22 protein-coding genes and 1 tRNA gene are annotated in these 25,238 nt (G+C 72.3%); 10 read left to right on the top strand and 13 right to left on the bottom strand.

Translation table 11 applies throughout. The annotated features are described in order from the left end of the window. From AQJ66_RS26005 to AQJ66_RS25990, 4 genes are read right to left on the bottom strand one after another with little or no spacing between them, the layout of a single operon-like run. Positions 1-2,019: a beta-galactosidase gene (locus AQJ66_RS26005; protein WP_061926857.1), complete on the bottom strand. Its 2,019-nt coding sequence runs from the start codon at positions 2,017-2,019 to the stop codon at positions 1-3. A gap of 27 nt (positions 2,020-2,046) precedes the next feature. Continuing rightward, entirely contained in the window at positions 2,047-2,940 is an 894-nt protein-coding gene (locus AQJ66_RS26000; RefSeq protein WP_061926855.1) for a carbohydrate ABC transporter permease, read from the bottom strand. Continuing rightward, on the bottom strand, positions 2,937-3,917 hold the full coding sequence (locus tag AQJ66_RS25995; protein WP_061926853.1) for a carbohydrate ABC transporter permease: 981 nt from the start codon (positions 3,915-3,917) through the stop codon (positions 2,937-2,939). Before AQJ66_RS25995 ends, AQJ66_RS26000 begins: the two co-directional genes overlap by 4 nt. 8 nt (positions 3,918-3,925) lie before the next feature. Beyond that, positions 3,926-5,239, bottom strand: a complete 1,314-nt coding sequence (locus tag AQJ66_RS25990) for an ABC transporter substrate-binding protein (protein ID WP_061926851.1) — start codon at positions 5,237-5,239, stop codon at positions 3,926-3,928. 525 nt (positions 5,240-5,764) lie between these two features. On the opposite strand from AQJ66_RS25990, the gene AQJ66_RS25985 reads away from it, so the two are divergent. From AQJ66_RS25985 to AQJ66_RS25970, 4 genes are all read left to right on the top strand, one after another. Further along, entirely contained in the window at positions 5,765-6,784 is a 1,020-nt protein-coding gene (locus AQJ66_RS25985) for a sugar ABC transporter substrate-binding protein (protein WP_061926849.1), read from the top strand. After that, positions 6,784-7,860, top strand: a complete 1,077-nt coding sequence (locus AQJ66_RS25980; RefSeq protein WP_061926847.1) for an ABC transporter permease — start codon at positions 6,784-6,786, stop codon at positions 7,858-7,860. The genes AQJ66_RS25985 and AQJ66_RS25980 overlap by 1 nt, the downstream gene beginning before the upstream one ends. 6 nt (positions 7,861-7,866) lie before the next feature. After that, the gene (locus AQJ66_RS25975; protein WP_061926845.1) at positions 7,867-8,760 is read left to right on the top strand and encodes an ATP-binding cassette domain-containing protein; all 894 of its coding nucleotides are present in this window, start codon (positions 7,867-7,869) and stop codon (positions 8,758-8,760) included. 83 nt (positions 8,761-8,843) lie between these two features. Then, complete coding sequence (locus AQJ66_RS25970; RefSeq protein ID WP_061926843.1) at positions 8,844-9,035, top strand: hypothetical protein; 192 nt, start codon at positions 8,844-8,846, stop codon at positions 9,033-9,035. 60 nt (positions 9,036-9,095) lie between these two features. Here AQJ66_RS25970 and AQJ66_RS25965 read toward each other — a convergent pair whose 3' ends face one another. The 3 genes from AQJ66_RS25965 to AQJ66_RS25955 form a co-directional block, all read right to left on the bottom strand. Further along, positions 9,096-10,100 (bottom strand): Gfo/Idh/MocA family protein, encoded by a 1,005-nt coding sequence (locus tag AQJ66_RS25965; protein WP_061926841.1) that lies wholly within the window; start codon positions 10,098-10,100, stop codon positions 9,096-9,098. A 62-nt stretch (positions 10,101-10,162) separates the two neighbouring features. Then, positions 10,163-10,939, bottom strand: a complete 777-nt coding sequence (locus tag AQJ66_RS25960; protein ID WP_061926839.1) for an SDR family oxidoreductase — start codon at positions 10,937-10,939, stop codon at positions 10,163-10,165. A gap of 10 nt (positions 10,940-10,949) precedes the next feature. Continuing rightward, positions 10,950-12,116 carry a phytanoyl-CoA dioxygenase family protein gene (locus AQJ66_RS25955; protein WP_061926837.1) on the bottom strand — a complete coding sequence of 389 codons (1,167 nt, stop codon included), beginning with the start codon at positions 12,114-12,116 and terminating at the stop codon, positions 10,950-10,952. 110 nt (positions 12,117-12,226) lie between these two features. Here AQJ66_RS25955 and AQJ66_RS25950 point away from each other — a divergent pair, with 110 nt between their 5' ends. Next, positions 12,227-13,258: a LacI family DNA-binding transcriptional regulator gene (locus AQJ66_RS25950; protein ID WP_061926835.1), complete on the top strand. Its 1,032-nt coding sequence runs from the start codon at positions 12,227-12,229 to the stop codon at positions 13,256-13,258. Here AQJ66_RS25950 and AQJ66_RS25945 read toward each other — a convergent pair. Together AQJ66_RS25945 and AQJ66_RS25940 are read right to left on the bottom strand one after the other, a co-directional pair. Beyond that, entirely contained in the window at positions 13,239-14,399 is a 1,161-nt protein-coding gene (locus tag AQJ66_RS25945; RefSeq protein ID WP_061926833.1) for a Gfo/Idh/MocA family protein, read from the bottom strand. The two genes, AQJ66_RS25950 and AQJ66_RS25945, sit on opposite strands and share 20 nt — an antisense overlap. Before the next feature lie 171 nt (positions 14,400-14,570). Continuing rightward, a complete protein-coding gene (locus AQJ66_RS25940) occupies positions 14,571-14,915 on the bottom strand; it encodes a cupin domain-containing protein (protein ID WP_061926831.1) in 345 nt (114 codons plus the stop codon). 128 nt (positions 14,916-15,043) lie between these two features. Between AQJ66_RS25940 and AQJ66_RS25935 the strand changes: the two genes are divergently transcribed. Beyond that, positions 15,044-15,559: a hypothetical protein gene (locus AQJ66_RS25935; protein ID WP_061927012.1), complete on the top strand. Its 516-nt coding sequence runs from the start codon at positions 15,044-15,046 to the stop codon at positions 15,557-15,559. 24 nt (positions 15,560-15,583) lie between these two features. Here the strand turns inward: AQJ66_RS25935 and AQJ66_RS25930 are convergent, their stop codons facing one another. Further along, positions 15,584-16,162 (bottom strand): TetR/AcrR family transcriptional regulator, encoded by a 579-nt coding sequence (locus AQJ66_RS25930; RefSeq protein ID WP_061926829.1) that lies wholly within the window; start codon positions 16,160-16,162, stop codon positions 15,584-15,586. A 241-nt stretch (positions 16,163-16,403) separates the two neighbouring features. Here AQJ66_RS25930 and AQJ66_RS25925 point away from each other — a divergent pair, with 241 nt between their 5' ends. Together AQJ66_RS25925 and AQJ66_RS25920 are read left to right on the top strand one after the other, a co-directional pair. After that, positions 16,404-17,831 carry an MFS transporter gene (locus tag AQJ66_RS25925; protein ID WP_061926827.1) on the top strand — a complete coding sequence of 476 codons (1,428 nt, stop codon included), beginning with the start codon at positions 16,404-16,406 and terminating at the stop codon, positions 17,829-17,831. Between the two features lie 45 nt (positions 17,832-17,876). Further along, positions 17,877-17,950: transfer RNA gene (locus tag AQJ66_RS25920), tRNA-Pro, on the top strand. A gap of 1,085 nt (positions 17,951-19,035) precedes the next feature. Here AQJ66_RS25920 and AQJ66_RS25915 read toward each other — a convergent pair. The 3 genes from AQJ66_RS25915 to AQJ66_RS25905 are packed head-to-tail and all read right to left on the bottom strand — an operon-like array spanning position 19,036 to position 22,404. Then, positions 19,036-20,058 carry a TolB family protein gene (locus AQJ66_RS25915; protein WP_061926826.1) on the bottom strand — a complete coding sequence of 341 codons (1,023 nt, stop codon included), beginning with the start codon at positions 20,056-20,058 and terminating at the stop codon, positions 19,036-19,038. A gap of 34 nt (positions 20,059-20,092) precedes the next feature. Beyond that, the gene (locus tag AQJ66_RS25910; protein WP_061926824.1) at positions 20,093-21,508 is read right to left on the bottom strand and encodes an MFS transporter; all 1,416 of its coding nucleotides are present in this window, start codon (positions 21,506-21,508) and stop codon (positions 20,093-20,095) included. Between the two features lie 47 nt (positions 21,509-21,555). Next, on the bottom strand, positions 21,556-22,404 hold the full coding sequence (locus AQJ66_RS25905) for a glycosyltransferase family 2 protein (RefSeq protein ID WP_061926822.1): 849 nt from the start codon (positions 22,402-22,404) through the stop codon (positions 21,556-21,558). 283 nt (positions 22,405-22,687) lie between these two features. Here AQJ66_RS25905 and AQJ66_RS25900 point away from each other — a divergent pair, with 283 nt between their 5' ends. Beyond that, positions 22,688-24,127 (top strand): sugar transferase, encoded by a 1,440-nt coding sequence (locus AQJ66_RS25900; protein WP_061926820.1) that lies wholly within the window; start codon positions 22,688-22,690, stop codon positions 24,125-24,127. A 26-nt stretch (positions 24,128-24,153) separates the two neighbouring features. Further along, positions 24,154-25,209, top strand: a complete 1,056-nt coding sequence (locus AQJ66_RS25895) for a Gfo/Idh/MocA family protein (protein WP_208611459.1) — start codon at positions 24,154-24,156, stop codon at positions 25,207-25,209. Positions 25,210-25,238: the final 29 nt, after the last annotated feature.

The following is a 25,238-nucleotide window of genomic DNA, read 5'->3' as shown; positions in this document are numbered from 1 at the left end:
TCACCGACCGCGCGGCTCCCGCACCACCGCCACGTCACCGGGCGCCACCGTCACCGAGCCGGGCGTCTCCTTGCCGGTGAGCAGCTCCGTGGCGTCCGCCGCGACCGGCACCGACGCACCCCGGCCGGTGTGGTCGATGACGAACAGGTAGTCCGCCTCGGGGCCGCGCCGGCGGACCACCTCCACCCCGGCCGGAGCGGAGCGCACCGGCTCCACCCCCGCCTCGGAGCGCACGCGGTCCAGCACGGCGGCCAGGGTGTCCGGGTCGGGCAGCGTCGCCAGGTACCAGGCGGCACCGGCGCCGTACCCGTGCCGGGTCACCGCGGGGACACCTGCCAGGGGGCCGTCGGCGTACGACGCGACCGCCTCGGCGCCCTCCAGCCGCAGCCGCTCCGACCACAGCGTGCCGGTCGCGCCCTCGGGCACCGCACCGCTCAGGCCGACCGGCGCGCCGGGCAGCAACGGGAACGGCTCGTCGGAGCGCACGCCCAGCACGTCCCGGAACGCGCCCGGGTAGCCGCCGAGGCGGACGTGGCAGTTCTCGTCCACGGCCCCGCTGTGGAAGCCCACGGCGAGTGTGCCGCCGCCCTCGGCGAACGCGGCGAGGTTCGCCGCGCCCGCGTCGTCCACCAGGTAGAGGCTGGGCGCGAGGACCAGCCGGTACGCCGACAGGTCCGCGTCCGGCCGGACGAAGTCCACGGCGACACCCGAGCGCCACAGCGGCTCGTACCAGGACCGGACCAGCTCCAGGAAGCGCAGCTCCCCGCTCGGCTGGGACGGCAGCTCCAGGGCCCAGCGGGCGTCCCAGTCCCAGACCACGGCGACCTCGGCGGTGCCGGTGCTGCCGCGGACCTCGGCCAGCGCCTTCAGATCGGCGCCCAGGCGCACCACGTCCTGCCAGATCCGGCTGTCCGTCCCGGCGTGCGGCAGCATCGCCGAGTGCCACTGCTCGGCACCCGCCTTCGCCGCCCGCCACTGGAAGTACGCGACCCCGTCCGCCCCGCGCGCCACGTGCGCCAGCGCGTTGCGGCGCAGCTCGCCCGGACCCTTCGCCCGGTTCACGGGCTGCCAGTTCACCGCGCCGGTGGAGTGCTCCATCAGCAGCCAGGGGCCGCCGGCGAGCGAGCGCACCACGTCACCGCTCAGCGCGATGTCGATCTCGGACTCGGGGTCGGTGGACATCAGGTAGTGGTCGTTGGACACGACGTCCAGCTCCGGTGCCCAGCGCCAGTAGTCCAGCGCCTCGAAGTTCGCCATCACCATGAAGTTGGTGGTGGCCGGCACCGAGGGGGCCGCGGCCCGCAGCACGTCCCGCTCCGCCGTGCACAGGGACAGCAGTTCGTCGGAGCAGAAACGGCGCCAGTCCAGCTGGTGCGTCGGGTTGGGTACGGCGCCGGTGGCGCGCGGCGGCAGGACCTCCTCCCAGTCGTAGTACCACTGCGACCAGAAGGTGGTGCCCCAGGCGTCGTTCAGGGCGGCCGGGTCGTCGCCGTACCGCGCCCGCAGCCAGCGGCGGAAGGCGGCCGCGCTGGTGTCGCAGTAGCAGGCCGCGTTGTGGCAGCCGTACTCGTTGTGCACGTGCCACATGACGACGGCCGGGTGGTCCGCGTACCGCTCGGCGACCGCCCGCGCGATGCGCAGGGCGGCCTCCCGGTAGGCGGGGGAGGACGGGCAGAAGGTCTGCCGGCTGCCGTAGGACAGCGTGCGGCCGTCCCGGTCGGTCGGCAGCGCCTCGGGGTGCGCCCGGAAGAACCAGGCCGGCGGTGCCGCCGTGGGCGTGGCCAGGTCGGCGGCGATGCCGTTGTCGTGCAGCAGGTCCAGGACCTTGTCCAGGCGCGAGAAGTCGTACACGCCCTCGGACGGCTCCAGCAGCGCCCAGGAGAAGATGCCGACGCTGACCAGGTTCACCCCGGCCTCGCGCATCAGGCGCATGTCCTCGGCCCACACCTCCTCGGGCCACTGCTCGGGGTTGTAGTCGCCGCCGTAGGCGAGGCCGGGGACGGACAGGGTGCGCTTCACGGTGTTTCTCTTTCAGGTGGGGACGCGTCAGCCCTTGGCCGAGCCGAGCGTGAGACCGCTGACGAACTGGCGCTGCAGGGCGAAGTACACGATCAGCGTCGGTATCGCGGTGAGCAGCGCCCCTGCGGCGACCAGGTTCGGGTCGGTGAAGTACTGGCCGGAGAGGTTGTTCAGCGCCGAGGTGATCGGCATGTTCTCACCGGTGGAGATCAGCACCAGCGCCCAGAAGAAGTCGTTGTAGATCCAGATCGACAGCAACGTCGCCAGGGCCGCCATCGCCGGCCTGCACAGCGGCAGCGTGATCTGCCAGTACAGCCGCCACACCGAGGCGCCGTCCACGAGGGCGGCCTCGGTCAGCTCGTGCGGCAGGGAGCGCATGTAGTTGCTGAGCACGAACGCGCAGAACCCGGACTGGAACGCCACGTGGATCAGGACGAGGCCGAGCGCGGAGTCGTACAGCTTGCCGCTGGCGGTGATGCCCGGCAGGTTCGTCAGCAGGTACAGCCGGTACAGCGGGGTGATGATGACCTGCTGCGGCAGCAGGTTGCCGGCGGTGAAGACCAGCAGCAGGGCCAGGTTGACCCGGAAGTCGAACCGGCTGACGTAGAACGCCACGCACGAGGACAGGAACAGCGTCAGCAGCACGGCCGGCACCGCGATGAGCAGCGTGTTGCCGAAGTAGTGCAGCATGTCCGACTGCTCGAAGGCGTTCGTGAAGTTGTCGAAGCTGAGCTTGTCCGGCCAGGAGACGTAGCCCTTGGCGCTGGTCTCGCTGTACGGGCGCAGGGCCGAGAAGATCGCCCACAGCAGGGGCGCCAGCCAGGCCAGGGCCGTGCCCGCGAGGAAGACGTGCAGCAGGACCCGCCCGGGGCGGACGGGGGTGCGCTTCTTCAGCGGCGCCGCGACGGTGGTGCTGCTCATGCGCGCCGCTCCTTCCGGAAGGTGGCGATCAGATAGGGGATGATCACCGCGAGGGAGATCACCAGGAGGACGACGGCGATGGCCGAGCCGTAACCGATGCGGCTGGACTCGCCGATGATGTTGTTGGTCACCAGGATCGAGAGCAACTCGGTGCCCTGGGCGCCCTTGTTGAAGACGAACACCAGGTCGAAGGCGCGCAGCGCCTCGATGATGGTGACCACCAGGACGACCGTGTTGGTCGGGCGCAGGGTGGGGAAGATGACGTTCTTGAACGTCTGCCACTCGTTCGCGCCGTCCAGCGCGGACGCCTCGCGCAGGGAGGGGTCGACGCTCTTCAGGCCGGCCAGGTACAGGATCATCATGTAGCCGGCGTGGCGCCAGGACGCGGCGATGAGGACCGCCCACAGGTTGAGCTTGGGGTCGCCGATCCAGTCGATGTAGTGGCCGGGCTTGTTGGCGCCGATGATGCTGTTGATCAGGCCGGTGTCGGGGTTGTACACCAGCTGCCAGACGAAGCCGATGCACGCCATCGAGATGACGACGGGCAGGAAGAAGGCGGTCTGGTAGAGCCGGGTGAAGCGGATCTTCTTGTCCAGCTGGACGGCGAGGAACAGGCCGAACGGCGTGGGGATCAGGATCAGCACCACGAACCAGATGACGTTGTGCTGGACCGCCGGCCAGAACTGCGGGTTGTCGCTGAAGAGCTGGTGGAAGTTGTCGAGGCCGACCCACTTGATCGAGTCGAACCCGATGCCGTCCCAGGTGGTGAAGGCCAGGAGGATGGAGGCGATGGCCGTGACCCAGACCAGGGCCACGTGCAGGAGGGTGGGCACGCCCGCCATGGCGGCGAGGGTGATCCGGTCGCGGCGGGTCAGCAGGCGCCGGTGGCCCTGCGTGACCCGCTTCTTCTGGGGCGCGGCGCCCGGAGGCGGCACCGCGGCCGCCTCCGGGGACTTCGTCGTCGTGTCCGTAGTCATCGGGCTGCTCACGAGGACGCGAAGATCTGCTTCTTCTGGCGTTCGATGGACGACAGCAGGCTGTCCACGCCCTTCGGGTTCTGCAGGAACTTCTGCAGGCCGGGCTGCATCACCGTGGAGGTGAAGTCCGGGCGGGAGTCGCGGTCCATGAACTGGGTGAGGCTCTTGGCGCCCGAGATCATCTCGAACGCCTTCTTCTGCAGCGGCGAGTACGCGGAGGTGTCGGCCTTGGTGGAGGCGGCCACCACGCTGGAGTCGGCCTTGAGGTAGATCTGCTCGGCCTCCGGCGTGCCCAGGTACTCCAGCAGCTTCACGACGCCCGCGTGGTTCTTCGGGGCCTTGCTGACCATGAAGCCGTCGGTGGGCGCCTCGACGGTGTCCTGGCCGTAGGCGGGGTTGATCTCCGGGAAGGCGAAGAAGTCGAGGTCGTCCAGGTCGGCCTTGTCGGTGAACTGCTGGGCCACGAAGGAGCCGAGGAGGTACATGCCGGCCTTCTTGGACACCAGGGACTGGGCGGCGTCCTGCCAGGTGCGGCCCATGAAGCCGTCCTGGTGGTAGGGGAGGATCTCGGCCCAGTGGTCGAAGGCGGCCTTGACCTTGGCGTCGGTCCAGGCGGCCTTGCCGGCCATCAGCTCGACGTGGAAGTCGTAGCCGTTGACGCGGAAGTTGATCTGGTCGAAGGTGCCCATCGCCGGCCAGGCGTCCTTGTCGCCGAAGGCGATCGGGACCAGGCCGTCCTTCTTCATCTGCTTGCACAGGGCGACGAACTTGTCCCAGGTGGTGGGGACCTCGTAACCGTGCTTCTGGAACACGCTCTTGCGGTAGAAGATCGCCCACGGGTACGTGTACAGCGGCACGAAGTAGTACTTGCCGTCCTCGCCCTTGCTGAGCTTCTTCATCGCGTCGGGGAAGTTGCCGCCGATCTTCGCCCACACGTCGTCGATCGGGGACGCGAGCCCCTTCTTCGCGAAGAACTGCATGCGGTAGCCCGCGAACCAGTTGAACACGTCGTCCGGCGTGCCCTGGAGGTAGGAGTTGATCTGCTCCTGGAAGGTGTTGTGGTCCTTGGTGTTGACGTCGACCGTGACGCCGGACTGCTTCTTGAAGGCCGCGTAGATCTCCGCGAACGCCTTCTTCGGCACCGCGTCCGAGGCGTTGGAGCCGACGGTGACCGTCTTCGGGTCGGAGGACGAACCGCTGCCGCCGCAGGCGGACAGCAGGGGTATGCCGGCACCCGCGAGGAGGGCGGCACCGCCGGCCCCGCGCAGCAGGGAACGACGGCTGGGACCCGGGACGGCGAGGCCGGACGGGGAGAGGCGCATGGCGGCTCCTGAGGCGTACAGGGTTCGGCCAAGGGGATGAGTCGGCGCTCCCGAAAGGTTCTCGAAACCGATCAGAAACCAACTCGACCGAACATCGTGGGCGTAATAACAGCCTCATGTCCGCTCATGCGTCAATAGCCTCCGGGCGCTTGGACGTGTGTCTTGCCCGAAACGTAATCGTCACGGTCACCTGCAACTTTGTTGAAGGGCAGACGAGAAGCCCCCGCGGCGCCGGGCGGCCGCGGGGCTGTGTGAACGAGGGGGTTCCGCTTCGGGGTCTGACCAGCGGCGGGAGGCGCGGCGCGCGGGCCGTGACGGCGGACCGGGTCGTCGGTGCGCTCGCCGGGTAGGTCATGCTTTCGGGTGCAGGTGGAGAGGATGGAGGTGTCGGCTATATGTACGGACATCCTGACCACCTCGTGAAGTGATGTCTTAACAAAGTATTGACAGTGGGCGCGGCAAGGACTTGGATCCGGTCCAACGCACACCGCGCCCCTTCCCGTCGCACAGTGAGGTGCAGGAACGATGGACCGCTCTTCTCACTCCCGCTTCCGCAGGCTGGCCCCCGTCGCGGCCGTGGCCGCCGCGGCAGCCCTCACCCTCGCCGGCTGCTCCAGCAGCTCCGGCGGGAAGAAGGCCGAAGGGGGAGGATCGAACGCCTCGGCGGGCAAGGCGACCACCCCCCGGATGACGGTCGCCCTGGTCACCCACCAGTCGGCGGGCGACACCTTCTGGGACATCGTCCGCAAGGGCGCCGAGGCCGCGGCCGCCAAGGACAACATCAAGCTCGTCTACTCCAACGACCCCAACGCGGGCACCCAGGCCAACCTGGTCCAGAACGCGGTCGACCAGAAGGTCGACGGCATCGCGCTCACCCTGGCCAAGCCCGACGCCATGAAGGGCGTGATCGCCAAGGCCACGTCGGCGAAGATACCCGTGGTCGGCCTGAACTCCGGGGTGAGCGACTGGAAGAAGCTCGGCCTGATGGAGTTCTTCGGCCAGGACGAGACGGTGGCGGGCGAGGCGTTCGGCAAGAAGCTGAACGAGGTCGGCGCCAAGAAGGCCGTCTGCGTCATCCAGGAGCAGGGCAACATCGGCCTCACCCAGCGCTGCGACGGCGTGAAGAAGACCTTCTCCGGCACGACCGAGACGCTCTACGTGAACGGCACCGACATGCCGTCCGTGAAGTCGACGATCACCGCCAAGCTCAAGCAGGACTCCGGCATCGACTACGTGGTCACGCTCGGCGCCCCCTTCGCGCTGACCGCCGTGCAGTCGGTGTCCGACGCCGGCAGCAAGGCCAAGATCGCCACGTTCGACCTGAACAAGCAGCTGACCGGCGCCATCCAGAAGGGCACCATCCAGTTCGCCGTGGACCAGCAGCCCTACCTGCAGGGCTACCTCGCGGTCGACTCCCTGTGGCTCTACAAGAACAACGGCAACTACAGCGGCGGCGGCGAGCAGCCGGTGCTCACCGGCCCGGCCTTCGTCGACAAGTCCAACGTCGACCGCATCGCCGAGTTCGCCGCGAAGGGCACCCGGTGATGAGCATGGCCCAGCACGCCGAGCCGGCGGTGGGGACACCGCCGGCCCCCGGCCGCAAGGAGGTCGACGGCCGTACCGCGCGGCGCCCGCTGGCCCTCAGGCTGCTGGCCCGGCCCGAAGTGGGCGTCTTCCTCGGTGCCGTCGCCGTCCTGGTCTTCTTCCTGATCGCGGCGCCCACGGTCCGCCAGGGCAGCTCGATGGCCACGGTCCTCTACCAGTCCTCGACCATCGGCATCATGGCCCTGCCGGTCGCGCTGCTGATGATCGGCGGCGAGTTCGACCTGTCCTCGGGTGTCGCCGTGATCAGCTCCGCGCTGACCGCGAGCATGCTCAGCTACCAGCTCACGATGAACGTGTGGGTCGGCGTGATCGTCGCGCTGGCCGTCTCGCTCGCCATCGGCGCGTTCAACGGCTGGATGGTGATGCGGACCGGCCTGCCCAGCTTCCTGGTCACCCTCGGCACCTTCCTGATCCTGCAGGGCGTGAACCTCGCCGTGACCAAGCTGGTCACCGGCAACGTCGCCACGGACGACATCAGCGACATGGACGGCTTCGACCAGGCGCGCAGGATCTTCGCCTCGTCCTTCGACGTCGGGGGCGTGGAGATCAAGATCACGGTGGTCTGGTGGGTGGTCTTCGCCGCGCTGGCGACCTGGGTGCTGCTGCGCACCAAGTACGGCAACTGGGTCTTCGCGGTCGGCGGCAACCAGGACAGCGCCCGCGCGGTCGGCGTCCCGGTGAAGTTCACCAAGATCACGCTGTTCACGCTCGTCGGGTTCGGCGCCTGGTTCATCGGCATGCACAACCTGTTCTCCTTCAACACCGTGCAGTCCGGTGAGGGCGTCGGCCAGGAGCTGATCTACATCGCGGCGGCCGTCATCGGCGGCTGCCTGCTCACCGGCGGCTACGGCTCCGCGATCGGCCCGGTCTTCGGCGCGTTCATGTTCGGCATGGTCAACCAGGGCATCGTCTACGCCGGCTGGAACCCCGACTGGTTCAAGGCCTTCCTCGGCGTGATGCTGCTCGGCGCCGTCCTGATCAATCTGTGGGTCCAGCGCACCGCGACCCGGAGGTAACCCGCGATGACAAGCAACGAAGCCGGCACGCACGGCGCCGTCCTCGCCGACCCCCCGCCCCCCGGCGAGGCCCCCCTGGTCGAGCTGCGCGGCGCGGGCAAGTCCTACGGCAACATCCGCGCCCTGCACGGCGTCGACCTCGCCGTCCACCCCGCGAAGGTGACCTGCGTCCTCGGCGACAACGGCGCCGGCAAGTCCACCCTCATCAAGATCGTCTCGGGGCTGCACCAGCACACCGAGGGCGAGTTCCTCGTCGACGGGCAGCCGGTGCGCTTCAGCACCCCGCGCGAAGCCCTCGACCGCGGCATCGCCACCGTCTACCAGGACCTGGCGACGGTGCCGCTGATGCCGGTGTGGCGCAACTTCTTCCTCGGCTCGGAGATGACCAAGGGCCCCTGGCCGGTCCGCCGCCTGGACATCGCCCGCATGAAGGCCACCGCCGACCGGGAACTGCGCAACATGGGCATCGTCCTGGACGACCTCGAACAGCCCATCGGCACCCTGTCCGGCGGCCAGCGCCAGTGCGTGGCCATCGCCCGCGCCGTCTACTTCGGCGCCCGCGTGCTCATCCTCGACGAGCCGACCGCCGCCCTGGGCGTCAAGCAGTCGGGCGTGGTGCTGAAGTACGTCGCCGCCGCCCGCGACCGCGGGCTGGGCGTCATCTTCATCACCCACAACCCCCACCACGCCTACATGGTCGGCGACCACTTCAGCGTCCTGCGCCTGGGCACCCTGGAGCTGAGCGCCCCCCGCAGCGAGGTCGGCCTGGAGGAGCTGACCAACCACATGGCGGGCGGCGCCGAACTCGCGGCCCTCAAGCACGAACTGGCGCAGGTCCGCGGCGTCGACACCGGCGGTCTCCCGGGCGGGGACGACCTCACAGCGCCCGCGGGGGATTGACCGGGCGCAGGCCGGGAACCAACCGGGGCACGCGGGCGTTCCACCTTCCGACGGGGGAACGCCCGCGACGACGGGAGGACGACATGGCACATCGCACCCAGCCGGACACGGCGCCCCGGGAAGCCACCGAGACGGCCCCGCACACCCAGCGCTTCAGCCGCCTGCCCGAGCGGATACGCCCGGAGGACATGGTGGAGACCAGGCCCGCGACCCTGCCGGACCCGGCACGGGACCGGTACCACGCGGACGAGTGGCTGGTGCGGTACTGCGGCTGACGCGGCCGGCAGGGCACGCGTACGGCGCCGGACCCACGCCCGGCGCCGTCTTCGCGCGTCTCAGTCCCCGCGTACCTCCGCGAGCGTCACCGGGCGGTGCTCGTGCAGGGACAGGGTGCAGGCCTCCGCGATCCAGCCCGCCTCCAGGGCGTCCTCGACGGTGCACGGAGAGGGGCGGGTGCCCGCCACCACCTCGGTGAAGGCCGTCAGTTCGGCGCGGTAGGCGTCGGTGAAGCGGTCCATGAAGAAGTCGTGCGGGGTGCCGGCCGGGAAGGTCACGCCCGGCTCGACCGAGCGCAGCGGCAGCTTGTCGTCCAGACCGACGGCGAGGGAGTCCGCGAAGCCGTGCAGTTCCATGCGCACGTCGTAACCCCGGGCGTTGTGGCGCGAGTTGGAGACCACCGCGATCGTGCCGTCGTCCAGGGTGAGGATCGCGCCGGTGGTGTCCGCGTCGCCCGCCTCCCTGATGTAGGCGGCGCCCCGGTTGCCGCCCACCGCGTACACCTCGGTGACCTCGTGGCCGGTCACCCAGCGGATGATGTCGAAGTCGTGCACGGAGCAGTCGCGGAAGATGCCGCCGGAGGCGGCGACGTACGCGGCCGGCGGCGGCGCCGGGTCCAGGGTCGTGGAGCGCACGGTGTGCAGCGCGCCCAGCTCACCGGCGCGTACGGCGGCCCGCGCGGCGGCGAAGCCCGCGTCGAAGCGGCGGTTGTAGCCGATCTGCACGGGCACGTCGTGGCCGCGCAGGGCCTTGAGGACCTCCATGCCCTCGGCCATGGTGCGGGCGACCGGCTTCTCGCAGAAGACCGGCACGCCGGCCTCGGCACCGGCCAGGATCAGCGCCGGGTGGGCGTCCGTGGCCGCGGCGACGACCAGGCCGTCCACCCCGGCGGCCAGCAGGGCCTCCGGCGAGTCGGCGACCTCGGCGCCGAACCGCTCGGCGGCGACCTTCGCGGCGTCCGCGAAGGGGTCGGCGACGACGAGCGACTCGACGGCGTCCAGTGCGGAGAGGGTCTCGGCGTGGAAGGCGCCGATGCGGCCGAGGCCGAGGATTCCGATGCGCATGAGGGGTGCGGCTCCTAAGGTGCGAAGTGCGGACGTGCGGTGGTACGGGAGGAGGCTGACGGCTAGTCGAGGCCGCCGAGGACGTTCTGGTCCCAGTCGATCACCGAGCCGGTGACCACGCCCGAGCGGTCGGACAGCAGGAGGACCACGAAGTCGGCGATCTCGTCCGGCCGGCCGAGCCTGCCCATCGGCAGCCGTGCCGCGGCCTGCTCCTGCCAGTCGTCGCCGGCGCCGTGGAAGGCGCGCTGGGTGGCGTCCTCGCCCTCGGTGGCGGTCCAGCCGATGTTCAGGCCGTTGATCCGGATCCGGTCCCAGCGGTGGGCGTGCGCCGCGTTCCGGGTCAGGCCCACGAGACCCGCCTTCGCGGCGACGTACGGGGCGAGGAACGGCTGGCCGCCGTGCGCCGACGAGGTGATGACGTTGACGATCGTGCCCGGCGCCCCGCGGGCCACCATGTCGGCGACCGCCGCCTGCATCGCGAAGAACGGCGCCTTGAGGTTGATCGCGATGTGCGCGTCGAACAGTTCGGGCGTGGTGTCCAGCAGGGTGCCCCGCGACGTCAGCCCCGCCGAGTTCACCAGGCAGTCGATCCGGCCGTACGCCTCGACGGCCGCGGCCACCGACGCCTTCGCCTGCGCGGCGTCCGCCAGGTCGGCGCGGTGGAACGCCGCCTTGCCGCCCGCCGCCGCCAGTTCGGCCACCAGCGCCTCACCGGGCCCGGGGCGGCGGCCGGTCACGGTCACCGCCGCCCCCTCCCGCACGGCGGCCCGCGCGATCGCGGCGCCCACGCCCTGGCTGCCGCCGTTGACGAGGACGACCTTGTCGTCGAGCAGTCCCATGGGTCTCTCCTCAGCTCTCGCGCCGCCGGGCGGCCGCGCGCAGCTCCTCGCGGAGCGTGCCGGGGGTCCATTCCTCGCGCAGGGCCCGGCGTACCAGGTCGGCCTGCGAGGGCGGGGCGAGGCCGTCGACCGGCGGGTCGCCGTCGAGGTTGGTGGGGAAGGGGTAGCCCTCGGCGCACGCGGCGACCACGTTCGCCAGCCACCGCTCGCCCACGCCCTCGGCCCTGCGCTCCAGCAGGACGGGGTACACCGCGTCCACGACCGCCGCCCGGTCCACGGTCTCCATGGCCCGCCCGAACGCGGAGGACACCTGGAGCAGGTTCGCCATCCGGCGGACGTCCGCCGAGCGGTTCGAGCCGGCGGCGTGGAACAGTGCCGGGTTGAAGAACACCGCGTCGCCCTTGGCCAGCGGGAGCTGGACGTGGTGCGCCTCGAAGTAGGCCTGGAACTCGGGGAGCCGCCAGGCCAGGTACCCCGGCTCGTACCGCTGCGAGTACGGCAGGTACAGCGTCGGACCCGACTCCACCGGCATGTCGCAGTGCGCGACGGCGCCCTGGAGGGTGAGCACGGGGGAGAGGCGGTGCACCTGGGCGGGGTAGCGGGCCGCGACCTCGTTCGCCAGGAATCCGAGGTGGTAGTCGCGGTGCACCGTCTGCGCGGCGCCGCCCGGGTTGACCACGTTGATCTGCGAGGTCACCTGGTAGCCGGGGCCCAGCCAGGCCTCGGCGACCAGGGCCAGCAGGTCGTTGGCGTAGTAGTCCGCGAACGCGGCGGGGTCGTGCAGCGCGCCCTTCTCCAGCGCGTTCCACACCCGGTCGTTGGCGCCCGGCCGGGCGAAGTGGTCCCCGGCCGCCGCGCCCGAGGCGCGCTGTGCGGCGATCAGGGCGTCGAAGACGGCCGTGGCCCGGTCGACGACCTCCGGGTCGGGGAACGCGCCCTTGAACACCACGATGCCGGGACCGTCCGCCAGGGCCCGCACCAGCTCGGCCTGCACGGCGCGGCGGTCACCGGCGGCGCGCAGCCGCTCCCCGTCGTACACCGGGACGCCCCGGTCCACGGAGTCCGCGTACGGGTGGTCGGCGAGGTCGGTGGTCCGCTCGACCAGGGCGCGCAGCGCGCCGAGGTCGCAGTCCTGCTCGGACAGCCAGGCGGGGCCGGCTGCGGGGGTGAGGGACATCGGTGTCCTTCTTTCGGTCACGGGAGCGACGCGGCCCTGTCATTCTTGTCAGTACAAACCCCTCGAACAACCAGCAGGCAACCATCAAAAACCCCTCAAGGAGCCGGTCCATGGGCCACCCGTTCCCCCTCCGGGAGATCGCACGACAGGCAGGACTCAGCGAGGCCACCGTGGACCGGGTGCTGAACGGCAGGGGAGGCGTGCGGGAGAGCACCGCGCGGGAGGTGCACCGCGCCATCGCCGACCTGGACCGGCAGCGCACCCAGGTCCGGCTGGTGGGCCGGACCTTCATGGTCGACATCGTGGTGCGGGCGCCCGAGCGGTTCACCACCGCCGTGCGCGCCGCCCTGGAGGCCGAGCTGCCCGCGCTGCACCCGGCGGTGGTCCGCTCCCGCTTCCACTTCCGCGAGACCGGACCCGTGGCCGAGCAGGTCGCGACGCTGGACCGGATCGCCCGCCGGGGCTCGCAGGGCGTGATCCTCAAGGCGCCGGACGTCCCCGAGATCACCGCCGCAGTCGGCCGGCTCATCGCGGCCGGCATCCCCGTCGTCACCCTCGTCACCGACCTGCCCGCCAGCGGCCGTCTCGCCTACGTCGGCATCGACAACCGGGCCGCGGGCGCGACCGCCGCCTATCTGACGGGCCAGTGGCTCGGCGACCGGCCCGGCAACGTCCTCACCAGCCTCAGCAGCGGCTTCTTCCGCAACGAGGAGGAGCGGGAGATGGGATTCCGCAGCGTCATGCGGGCCCGGCACCCGCAGCGCACGCTGGTGGAGACGGCCGAGGGGCAGGGCCTGGACGCCACCCAGTACGACCTCGTCCGCGCCGCGCTCGAACGCGACCCGGAGATCCGGGCCGTGTACTCCATCGGCGGCGGCAACAACGCCACCCTGCGCGCCTTCGCCGACCTCGGCCGGGAGTGCGCGGTGTTCGTCGCGCACGACCTCGACCACGACAACACCCGCCTGCTGCGCGAGCACCGCCTGTCCGCCGTGCTCCACCACGACCTGCGGCACGACCTGCGCGAGGCCTGCCACGAGGTGATGCGCCACCACGGCGCCCTGCCGCCGGCCGGGCCGGTCCTGCCGTCCGCCATCCAGGTGGTCACCCCGTACAACATGCCTACGACGACGGCAGGCTGACCCACGCGCCGCTCTCGGCCGACACCACCATGGCGTCCAGCACCTCGGCGCTGCGCACCGCGTCCGCGAGGGTGGTGCCGTACGGCCTGCCCTCCGCGATCGAGCGCAGGAACCGGTGGGCCTCGATGACCTTGAGGTCGTCGTAGCCCATCGCGTTGGCCGCGCCCGGCTGGAACGCGGCGAACTCGCCGTCGCCCGGGCCGACGTACACGGTGCTCACCGGCTCGTCCTGGTAGGCCGTGCCGCGGCTCACCCCGAGCTCGTTCATCCTGCGGAAGTCCCAGAACACCGCGCCCCTGGTGCCGTGCACCTCGAAGCCGTAGTTGTTCTGCTCGCCGACCGATACCCGGCAGGCCTCCAGGACGCCGCGGGCGCCGGAGGCGAAGCGCAGCAGGCAGCCGACGTAGTCCTCGTTCTCGACCGGGCCCGGCTCGCCGCCCGAGGCCAGCGCGTGGCCCGCGGTGGCGCCGGCCGGACGCGCCCGCTGCGGGACGAACACCGCCGTGTCCGCGGTCAGCGAGGCGATGTCGCCGAGCAGGAACCTGGCCAGGTCGGCGCCGTGCGAGGCCAGGTCGCCGAGCACCCCGCTGCCGCCCCGCTCGCGCTCGTAACGCCACGTCAGCGCGCCGTCCGGGTGGGCCGCGTAGTCGCTGAACAGGCGGATGCGGACATGGGTGACCGTACCGATCCCGCCGGAGGCGATCAGGTCGCGGGCGGCCTCCACGGCGGGCGCGTTGCGGTAGTTGAACCCGACCGCGCCCTGGACGCCGGCCCGGGCGACGGCGTCGGCGACCGCGCGGGCGTCCTCACCGGTCAGCCCGACCGGCTTCTCGATCCACAGGTGCTTGCCCGCCTCGGCCATCGCGACGCCGATCTCCCGGTGCAGGAAGTTGGGAGCGGTGACGCTGACGGCCCGCACCCGCGGGTCGGCGGCCACCTCCCGCCAGTCGCGGGTCGCCGTCGCGAAGCCGTACCGCTCGGCGGCCTCCTCGGCCCGCCCCGGCACCTCCTCGGCCACCGCGACCAGTTCCGGACGCAGGGGGAGCCGCGGATAGTGGTGCCGGACGCGGGCGTAGGCCTGGGTGTGCACCCGGCCCATCCACCCGAACCCGACGACGGCGACACCGAGCGCATCCACCATGACAGCCCCTCTTGACCTCATTGGACGGGTCCATGCTTCTGTGCGGGCCACCTTTGTTCTGACAAATGGAGCGTGTCAAGGTTCCGGTCCCCCTTCGACAGCGCCACCGCCGCGTGGACCGGTCAGGCCGTGACGCCGGAGGTCACGGCACGACGGCGCCGCCCCCGGGCCTCACAGGGTGATCGCGTACGCCTTGCGCAGCGTCTCGTGCACCGTCCACGTCGTACGGTCGCCGGCGCGCAGCACGGCCATGTCGCCGGGCCCCACCCGCAGCACCGGCCCGCCCTCGACCTCGATCGTCGCCGACCCGCTGACCACCACGAACAGCTCGTCCGCCTCGGTGTCGGTGACCACGCCGGGCGTGATCTGCCAGATGCCGCGGATCTGCCGGCCGTCCGCCGACTCCCAGACCACCTTCCCGGTCACCTCCGGGCTGCCGGAGACGATCTGCTCCGGGTCGAGGGGCTCGGGTTCGAGGGCGGCGTCCGGGATGTGGAGCGCGAAGCTGTGCGTCATGCGCCGACCCTAGCCAGGGTGCGGGCCGCCCGGCCGTCGACAGAGTGTGCGGCATCGGGGCTGGTGGGAGGACACTTCGTCGGGCCGGCGAGTGGCGGGCCGGGCCGGTGCGGGTCATCGTGGGAGGCATGGCCGATTCAACGGCGGCCGCCGGCGAGCCGCGCCGGGGGCACGGCACGCGCGAGGCCGTGCTGTTCGGGGGTGTCTACGGCGCCGTCCTCGCCAGCTCACTGGTCGCCGCGCTCACCCAGTACGGCCACAACTCCGCCGCCAGCCGCCGCTACGACGCGCTCTGGCTGCTGGTCACCGCCTTCGCCTCCGCCCTGGCCCACGGCTACGCCCACTACATCGCCGAGCGCGACCCACGCCGCCGCCTGGTCGCCCTGCGTGCCCTCGCCGACGAGTGGCCGCTGGTCACGGCCGTGCTGCCGACGGTGTTCCTGCTCGCGGGCGCGGGCTGGGGCTGGTGGTCCGCGACCGGCGTGGAGTACCCGGCGTTCGGCCTGAACATGGCGATCCTGTTCACCCTCGGACTGGTCACCGCACGCCGGGCCAGGAGCAGTTGGCCGGTCGCCGCCCTGATCGGCCTGGGCGACGCGCTGCTCGGGGTGATCGTGGTGGTGGCCAACGCGCTCATCAAGTAGCCCGCACAACCGGGGGAGCCGGGCTCAGCGGCCGGTGCGCACGCCGTCCAGGGCGATGGACAGGACGCGCCGGCGCCGGGCGTCGTCCTCGAAGGCCGTCGCCGTGATGCCGGCGACCATCCGCAGCAGGTCCCCGAAGTCCATGTCGGCCCGGGCCGCGCCCGCCTGCTGGGCGCGCTCCAGCAGCGGGCCGCCGGCCGCGTACATCGAGTCGCGGCAGGCCACGAAGATGTCCGACTCGTCGTTCAGGGCCTCGCGTACCGCGCGCTTGGTGACCATGTAGCCGGCGAACCGGTCCAGCCAGGCCGTCAGGGCCTCCCACGGCTCCCGGCCGGCCAGCTCGACGGCCGCCTGGCACAGGGCGTCGACCTCGTCGGCGTAGACGGTCTCGAAGAGGTCGCGGCGGGTGGGGAAGTTGCGGTACAGGGTGCCGATGCCCACGCCCGCGCGGCGGGCGATGTCCTCCAGGGAGGCCTCCGCGCCGTGCTCGGCGAACGCCTCCCGGGCGGCGGCGAGGAGGGCGTCGTAGTTGCGGGCGGCGTCCTTCCGGTGCGGCCGGCGGGTCGCGACGATCTCGCTGACGGGGTACGGCGTGGCCGTCACTGCTGCCTCCCGGGGAGCCGGTGAACCGGAGGAATGCCTCCGATTGTTTGAAGTGGAGGGTCACCTCCGCTACAGTGGAGGGGTACCTCCACTTTACCAGTGCGAGGCCGGCTTCGCCGTGGACGGACGCGTCCCGGCGCGGGCCGCCCGCACCCCCGGGGGCCCGGGCCCTGCCGCACCGCGCACCGCCCGCCCTCCCCGGCCCGTCCGACCCTCCGCTCCGATCCGGAGAGGCTCCGCCATGCCCCGCACGTCCACCCGCCTCACCTTCGCGGTCCTCGCGACCGGTGCCGGCGTGTTCGCCATGCTGCAGTCGCTGATCGCGCCGGCCCTGCCGACCGTCCAGCACGCGCTGCACACCTCCCAGTCCACCGCGACCTGGGTGATGACGGCCTATCTGCTGTCCGCCTCGGTCTTCACCCCGATCCTCGGCCGCGTCGGCGACCTGGCCGGCCGCAAACGCACCCTCGTGGCCGTCCTGGCGACCGTCCTCGCTGGCTGCCTCCTCGCCGCGCTCGCCCCGAGCATCGGCGTACTGATCGTCGCCCGGGTCGTCCAGGGCGCCGGCGGCGCCCTGTTCCCGCTCTCCTTCGGCATCATCCGCGACGAGTTCGCGCCCTCCGAGGTCAGCGGCAGCATCAGCAACCTGTCCGCCGTGATCGCCGCGGGCGGCGGCGTCGGCATGGTGGCCGCCGGCCCCATCGTCTCAGCCCTCGACTACCGCTGGCTGTTCTGGATCCCGGTGGCCGTCGTCGCCGTGACCGTCCTGATCGCCCTGCGCTACGTCCCCGAGTCCCCCAACCGTGCGGAGGGGAAGGTCAGTTGGCTGGGCGCCGCACTGCTCTCCGCCTGGCTGGTCGCCCTGCTGCTGCCGCTCAGCGAGGCCGGGCGGTGGGGCTGGGGCTCGGCGCGGGTGCTCGGCCTGCTCGCCGCCGCCGTCGCGCTGTTCGCCCTCTGGCTGGCCACCGAGGCGCGCTCCCGCAGCCCCCTCATCGACCTGCGCGTGATGCGGCTGCCCGCGGTGTGGACGACCAACGCCGCCGCCCTGCTCTTCGGCGCGGGCATGTACGCGATCTGGTCCTTCCTGCCCGGCTTCGTCCAGACGCCGTCCGCGGCCGGCTACGGCTTCGGAGCGAGCGTCACCGCCGCCGGACTGCTCATGCTGCCGATGCTGGCAGCGATGTTCCTCTCCGGCGTCCTCGCCGGCCGCCTCGAACCCCGCGTCGGCGCCAAGGCGTTGCTGACCGCGGGCGCCGCACTCGGCGCGCTCGCCTGCGGCTTCCTCACCCTGTGGCACGACGCGCCGTGGCAGATCGCCGTCGTCGCGGGCCTGTTCGGACTCGGCATCGGGCTGGCCTACGCCTCGATGGCCAACCTCGTCGTCGGCAGCGTCCCGCCCGAGCAGACCGGCGCCGCCACCGGTATGAACGCCAACATCCGCACCATCGGCGGTTCCATCGGCGCCGCGGTCACCGGCGTCCTGGTCACCGGCCGCCTCCAGCCCTCCGGGCTGCCCTACGCCTCCGGCTACACCCACGGCTGGGCCCTGCTCGCCCTGCTCTGCCTGGCCGCCGCCGGTGCCGCCCTCCTCGTCCCGGCCCACCGCACCGCCCGCGTCCCGGCTCCCGCCGCGACCGGGAGCGCACGGGAACCGGCACGAGTGCGGTAGGGTCGACCTGCGTGATCACGCGGAACACCACCGCGTGAGCCGCAACGGGACGTGGCGCAGCTTGGTAGCGCACTTGACTGGGGGTCAAGGGGTCGCAGGTTCAAATCCTGTCGTCCCGACGTGCGGAGCAGTGGTCAGAGGTCATCACGGCGTGAGCCGAGGTGGCCTCTCGATCGTTTCCGCGCTCGGTGAGGCACTGGCACTGGGTGATGCGCTCACTGTGCCGGAAGGACCGGCGGACGGCCGCGCGGTCGGGGTCCCCGTCGGCGCGGCCGGACTCGGGCGGCCACTGGGCCGCCGGGGGGTCGGGTCGGCCTTCGCCGGAGGACGCGAGACGGCGGTGGCGGTGGGAGTCCGGGTGGCCGGTGGCTGCCGGTGGGACGCCGTCGGGCCAGGGCGTGCGGGACGGCCGGTGATACGGCCCCGGTGACCCTCGCGCGTGCCGTGTGTGGCCGTGGGTTTCGGTGCGGCCGGCGCGTCGGTGACCTGGACCCGGGACTCGTCGGGGAGCGGCTGGTCCGGTGCCGGTGCCGCCCGGGGGCTCGTCTGCTGAGGCAGCAGCGTCGCGGCGGCCACGCCGCCGAGCACGGTGAAGGCGGCCGCGGCCAGCGCCCGGCCGGCGTATCTCCTCAGCCTCCGTGGCCGGTCGGCCCGCGCGGTAGTGGGGGACTCGAGTATCTCCAGGGCCTCGTGCGGGCCCGGTTCGTCGCCGAAAAGGGCATCCGGCAGCGGGGCGACCGCCACCGGAGCGCTGTCGCCGCGGTCGCTCGCCTCTGCCGGCCCGGAGTCGTACGCCCCGCACTCCGGGCACGTCACGGCGCCGTTGAGGGTGCGGTCGCAGGGGATGCAGTAGTCCATGGGCATGACCTCGCTCACCGGCGGGCAGGGTGGATCACCGGTTACCGAGGTCAACGGGGCGGAACGGGACGGCACTCAGCCCCCGGCCGGAACGTGGGACAGCTAACGTTCCGGTGAACGGGCGGCGCGGGCCGCACCGGGCGTCCCGGTACGGCCTCCTGGTCACGCCCGGAACCTCACCCCGTCGTGAGGACGGTCCGCTGCGTGCCGTCCTCCGCCCGCGGCGCGCTCTCCTCCGCCTCGCGCCCCCGCAGCCTACGCGATCGGGTTCGTGGTGTGCGGCTCGGCCGCCCTGTTCTCGGCCCTGCGCCGCTGCAGTACGGCGCCGGTCCCGGGGCGCGGCGGCCTACAGCGGCGCCGGGGAGGAGGCGCCCCGGACGAGCAGGCGGGGTGTGCCCGTGCCGTCCGCGGGGACGCTCCACAGGTCGCTGCTGCCGACCGTGCCGTTCGCGGGGAGGGCGTAGGCGACGGTGTGGTCGTCGAGCCAGGTGGCCTGGTCGTCGACGCTGTGCCGTTCGGCGAGCGCCGTCTCGCGCAGGGTGCGCAGGTCGAGGACGTACTCGTGCCAGAGGTTCGTCCGGGACAGGATCCGCTTCTTGAAGGCGATGCGCGTCCCGTCGGGGGAGAGGGAGGGGCACTCCACGTTCTCGGTCAGGGTGGTGACCGTGCGCCGGGAGAGCGAACCCCGGACCAGGTACGTCTTGCCGGCCGTGTTGAGGGTGGCGTAGAAGGTGTCGTCGTCGGCGGCGAAGGTGACGCCCCAGTAGTTGATGTCCGAGGCGTGGTAGGGCTTGCCGTCCAGGACCACGGAGAACGACTCCAGGCTCGGCGTCAGCCGCATCGTGCGGGTGTCCAGGACCGAGGTCCGGGTGGAGAAGAAGGCCGACGAGTAGGACTCGCCGGAGACGAAGACGGTCCAGGCGGCGAAGCGGCCGCTGGGCGAGACCCGGGCCCGGCTGGGCGTGCCCGCGAGCGGGAAGGTGCGCCGCGTGCGCAGGCCCGCGTCCAGGAGCAGGGCGCGGTTGCTCTGCTTGAGGACGCCGGGGTCGGACTTCAGGCAGATGCCCGTGCCGGCCGCCGCGTAGAACCGCGCGCAGTTGAGGCGGGTGGCGGTCCGGGCGCCGCCCGGGTCGGTGGACGGCACCGAGGAGACCGCGGTGCGGTGCGGGCCGGGGGCCGCGTTGACGAAGGCCAGGCGGCCCTTGCTGCCGAGGGTCAGCTCGCCCGCGCTGACGGCGGGGCCGCCCGACTGCGGCCGGTTCGCCCGGTCCGCGCGGGAGGCCGCGTGCAGGACGATGCCCGTGCCCGCGCCGGCGAGCAGCAGCACCGCCGCGACGAGGACGAACAGGCGGCGGCGTATCGGTGTCATGGTGGTCCTTGTCGCGGTGGTGGTCATGTCCTGGTCACCGGGTCCCGCCGGCCGGCCGCAGCACCGCGCCCGCGACGGCCGCGCAGCACAGCAGGCCGGCCGCCGCCCCGGCGAGCGCCGGGCCGTCGCCCCACGCCGTCCAGGCGGCGCCGAAGGCCAGCGAGCAGCAGAACCGGGCCAGCGCCTGGCTGGTGCCGACGACGGCGAGGCCGCTCGCGCGCAGCTGCTCGGGCACCATGTCGGCGAGGGCGGCCGGGAGCACCCCGTCGGTGGCCGCGTAGAACGCGCCGTGCAGGGCGAGTACGACCGGGGGCAGGACCGGCGTGTCCGGGGCCCACAGCAGGAGGGCGTAGCCGGTGAGCAGGGCCACGTGCCCGGCGAGGAACACGGTGCGCCGCCCGATCCGGTCGGCCAGCGTCCCCAGGGGCAGCGCCAGCAGGAGGAACACGGCGGCGGTGCCCAGCGGCAGCAGCGGGAACCACTCCTCGCCGATGCCCGCGCGCCGTTGCAGCAGCAGGTAGACGAAGGCGTCGCTGACGGTGGTCAGACCGAGCAGCGCGGCACACCCGGCGAGCACCCGCAGCCGCGGCAGCCGCAGCAACGCGAGCGCCTCGCCCGGGCGGACGGGCCGGCGCCCGTGCTCCGCGCCGGTCGCGTCGGCCGTGTTGGCAGCGCGGACTGTTTCGGCCACCCCAGCCGCGTCGGCCAGGTCGGTCGCGTCGGCCAGGTCGGTCCCACCGGCCGCATCCGCCACGTCGGCCACACCCGCCCCGTGAGTCGCCCCAGCCACCGCACCCGCGCCCCCGCGCGCCCCCTCGCCCCGCCCCGGCACGAACAGCACCAGCACCAGCACGCCGAGCGCGGCCACGCACGTGCTCACGCCGAACACCGCGTCGTAGCCGTCGGTGGCCGCCCGCAGGATGAGGAAGGCGGCCAGTGGGCCGAGCATCGCGCCGGTGGTGTCCATCGCCCGGTGCACGCCGAAGGCCCGGCCCTGGGTCTCGGGCGGGGTGGACAGGGAGATCATCGCGTCGCGCGGGGCGGTGCGCAGGCCCTTGCCGGTGCGGTCCAGCGCGAGGACCGTGCCGAGCGTGCCGAGGCCGCTCGCGAGCAGCAGCAGCGGCTTGCACAGCGCGGACAGGCCGTAGCCCAGCCCGGCCAGCAGCTTGTGGTTGCGCGCCCGGTCGGCGAGGTGGCCGCCGGTGAGCTGGACCAGGGCGCTGACACCGTTGTAGACGCCGTCGAGGGTGCCGAAGCCGAGCGGGCTGAAGCCGAGCGTGCTGACCAGGTACAGCGGCAGGACGGCGGTGACCATCTCCGAGGAGATGTCGGTGACCAGGCTGACCGCGCCCAGCACGAGCACCACCGGGGCGACCCGGGGCCCGCGGCCGCGTCTTCGGCCCTGGCCGGCGTCCGCCTTCGCCGGCGCGGAACGATCGGTGAGGTACAAGACAAGGCTCCACGTGCGGTGCGACCGGACCCCGGGGCCCGGGGCGGTCAGTTCTGCCGGCTGCTCTCGTCCCGGAGCCAGGTCCCGAAGTCCTGTGCCCGGATGGCCCGGGCGGCCCCCCGCCGGGCGGCGACCGCCGCCGCGAGAAACACTACGACACCCGGCAGGAGCGTCGGCTCCGCGCGCAGCAGGGCGGTGAGGTCCGCCGTGCTCGTGCGCGCCGAGGGCTCCTCGGGCCGCTGGTGCTCCTCGACCTGGGCGGTGGACACCGCGGCCCGGATCCGCCGCTTGATCAAGTCCCGCCAGGTACGCGGCGGTTGGATCACGACACGGGCCGCGCCGACGACGCGCCGCTCCTCGGCGGCGAACGCCAGGGACGCGGCCAGGTCGTCGGCCATCAGCGGCGGCAGCGCGGCGATCCGGTCGTGCCCGGCCTTGGAGACGGCGATGACACCCCGGCCGAACAGCCCCTCGCGGACGGCCGGGAGACGCTGCCACACCCGGTAGTAGGCGCGCACCCGCCAGGCCGATGCGGCCAGCGGAATCTGCCGTTCGGGGGCGGTGGCGAGGATGCCCGAGGTCGCGTCGTGCAGGTGCTCGGTCAGCGCCAGGACGTCGGTGCCCGGGATCACGACGTCGGCGTCCACGTAGACCCGGGGGAAGCCGCGCGCGTGGTCGTCACCCGTGCGCAGGGCGGCGTGCTTGGACGGGACGGGTGTCTCCACCACCCGCACGCGCGGGCCGCGTTCGGCCGCGATCCGCGCGGTGTCGTCCGTACAGCCGTTGCACACGACGACGACGTCGGTGTCGTCCTCCGGGAGGCCGGCCAGCAGGGAGTCGAGGAGCCGGCCGATGACCCGCGCCTCGTTGTGGGCCGGGATCACGATGCTCGTCACGTGGGCAGTATGCCGTTGCTGTCGCTATTGCGACATGTGTTTCGACCAACCGTTCCCGCGACTGCGCCTCGTGGTCTAGATTGAGGACCGCCGGGCCGGTTGGGTGGGGAACTGGTACTTGATGGTGCGTCACGGTCCGGCGCCATGAGCAGATTCCGAAACGGACAGTAACCAGCATGCTGGGGGCATGAGGCGGTTGGGGAACCGCTGAAGCCCCCTCGCTTTACGGTGCCGCTGTGTCGAGGGCACGTCGGTCAGGCGTAGCAGCGCATGTGGGGGGGGCATGACCATTGAGGTCACGCATGAGCAACTGGTTGTGGACCGAGAAAGTCCACAGACCCGACGAAGACGGTGGGAGCAGAGGTACCGGATCGTCCTGCTGGTCGGGGACGCTCTGGCCGCTGCCGCCGCGGCCTTCCTGATCCACGCGGCGTACGGCCGCTGGGCGGTGTCCCTGGTGCTGCCCCCGACCTGGATCGTGGCCATGGTGGCCCACCGCTCCTACGACCGCGGCGCGTTGGGGCTCGGCACCGAGGAGTACCGGCGGGTGCTGCGCGGCACCCTCGCGCTGCCCGCGCTGGCCGCGCTCGCGTACTGGCTGGGCACCCGCGATGCGGGCCTCCTCCATGACATGATCATGGCCGCGGTGCCGGCCGCCGCGATCGCCCTGCCGGTCCGCTACACGCTGCGCCGCCGGCTGCACCGGCGCTGGGCGCGGGGCCGGGACCGCAGCCCGACCCTCCTCGTCGGACCGTCCCACGACGTCGCGGAACTGGTCGCCGTGCTGCGGCGCGGCGGCGTCCAGGACCTGCAGATCGCGGGCGTGTGCCTCAGCGATCCGCAGAACGCCTCCTCCGTGAGGCAGTTGGGGCTGCCCGTCCTCGGCGGCCCGGCCGACATGACCGACGTGCTGCGCGCCGTACGCATCAGCACCGTGGTCGTCCTGCCGGCCCCCGGGCTCGACACCTCCGTCCTGCGCCGGATGTCCTGGACGGCGGCCGCGCACGGCGTCGACTTCCTGCTGGCACCCGTGCTGACCGACGTGTCCGCCTCCCGGCTGGCCGTCCGGCCCACCAACGGCGTGCCCCTGCTGCGGATCCAGGCGCCCGACCTCTCCCGCACCTCCCGGCTGCCGAAGGAACTGCTCGACCGCACGCTCGCGGCGGCGCTCCTGACCCTCCTCGCGCTGCCCATGCTGCTGATCGCCCTGGTCGTCCGGCTGGACAGTTCCGGCCCGGCCCTGTTCCGGCAGCAGCGGGCGGGCCGCTACGGCGACCACTTCACCATGCTCAAGTTCCGCACCATGCGGGCGGACTCGGAGGCACTGCGGGCGGAACTGGCCCACCTCAACCAGAACAGCGACGGCCTGCTGTTCAAGGTGAAGGAGGACCCCCGCATCACCCGGGTCGGCTCGCTGCTGCGCCGCAGCTCGCTCGACGAACTGCCGCAGCTGATCAACGTGGTGCGGGGCGACATGTCGCTCGTCGGTCCCCGGCCGCCGCTGCCCGAGGAGGTGGAGGAGTACACGCCGGACATCAAACGCCGGCTGCTCGTCAAACCCGGCCTCACCGGGCTGTGGCAGGTCAGCGGCCGCTCCGACCTGCCCTGGGACGAGGCGGTCCGGCTCGACCTCGGATACGTGGACAACTGGTCGATGGGCCTCGACCTGACCATCCTGCTGCGCACCGGGTCCGCGGTGGTGCGGGGAACGGGAGCCTACTGATGGACCAGGCGAAGAGGGGGAAGCAAGTGAGCGAGAGTGCACAGCCGTTGGGGGTCGCGGTCGTCGGGGCCGGCTACTGGGGCCCCAACCTCGTCCGCAACTTCCAGGCCAGCGACCGCTTCCGGCTGCGCTGGCTGTGCGACCTCGACGTGGACCGGGCCCAGCGGGTCCTCGGCGGCTACTCCACGGTCCAGGCCACCGCGGACTACGCGGCCGTCCTCGCCGACCCGTCGGTCGACGCCGTCGCCGTGGCCACGCCCGCCGGCACCCACCTCGACATCGCCCTGGCCGCCCTGCGCGCCGGCAAGCACGTCCTCGTGGAGAAGCCGCTCGCGGCGACCTACGCCGACGGGATGCGCCTGGTCACCGAGGCCGACGAGCGCGGCCTCACCCTGATGTGCGACCACACCTACTGCTACACGCCCGCCGTGGGCCGCATCCGGGAACTGGTCCGCTCCGGAGAGCTCGGCGACATCCACTTCGTCGACTCGGTCCGCATCAACCTCGGGCTCGTGCAGAAGGACATCGACGTCCTGTGGGACCTCGCCCCGCACGACCTGTCGATCCTGGACTTCATCCTCCCCGACACCGTCGAGCCGGTCGCCGTCGCCGCGCACGGGGCCGACCCGATCGGCGCCGGACAGGCCTGCGTGGCCTACCTGACGCTCCAGCTCAACACGGGCGCCATCGCCCACGTGCACGTCAACTGGCTGTCGCCGACCAAGGTCCGCACCACCATGGTGGGCGGCGCCAAACGCACCCTGGTCTGGGACGACCTCAACCCCCTGCAGCGCGTCGCCGTGTACGACCGGGGCGTGGACCTGGCCACGCCGCAGGAGATCGGCGCCGACGAGCGCCGCGAGATGCTCGTCTCGTACCGCTCCGGGGACATGGTCGCGCCCGCGATCGGCGAGAAAGAGGCGCTGCGCAGCATGGTCGACGAGTTCGCCGACGCGATCGGGGAGCGCCGGGCGCCGCTGACCGACGGCCGGGCGGGCCTCAGGGTGCTGGACATCCTCGAGGCGGCCTCGCGGAGCCTCGCGTTCAAGGGCGCGGTCGTCGGCCTGCGTGCCGGACGTTGAGCACAGTGAATCCATCGGAAGGGCACAGC

Source organism: Streptomyces bungoensis (assembly GCF_001514215.1).
In the GTDB taxonomy this organism is placed as follows: Bacteria; Actinomycetota; Actinomycetes; order Streptomycetales; family Streptomycetaceae; genus Streptomyces; species Streptomyces bungoensis.
The sequence above is the reverse complement of the archived record's forward strand: the minus strand, read 5'-3'. Positions and strand labels throughout refer to the sequence as shown.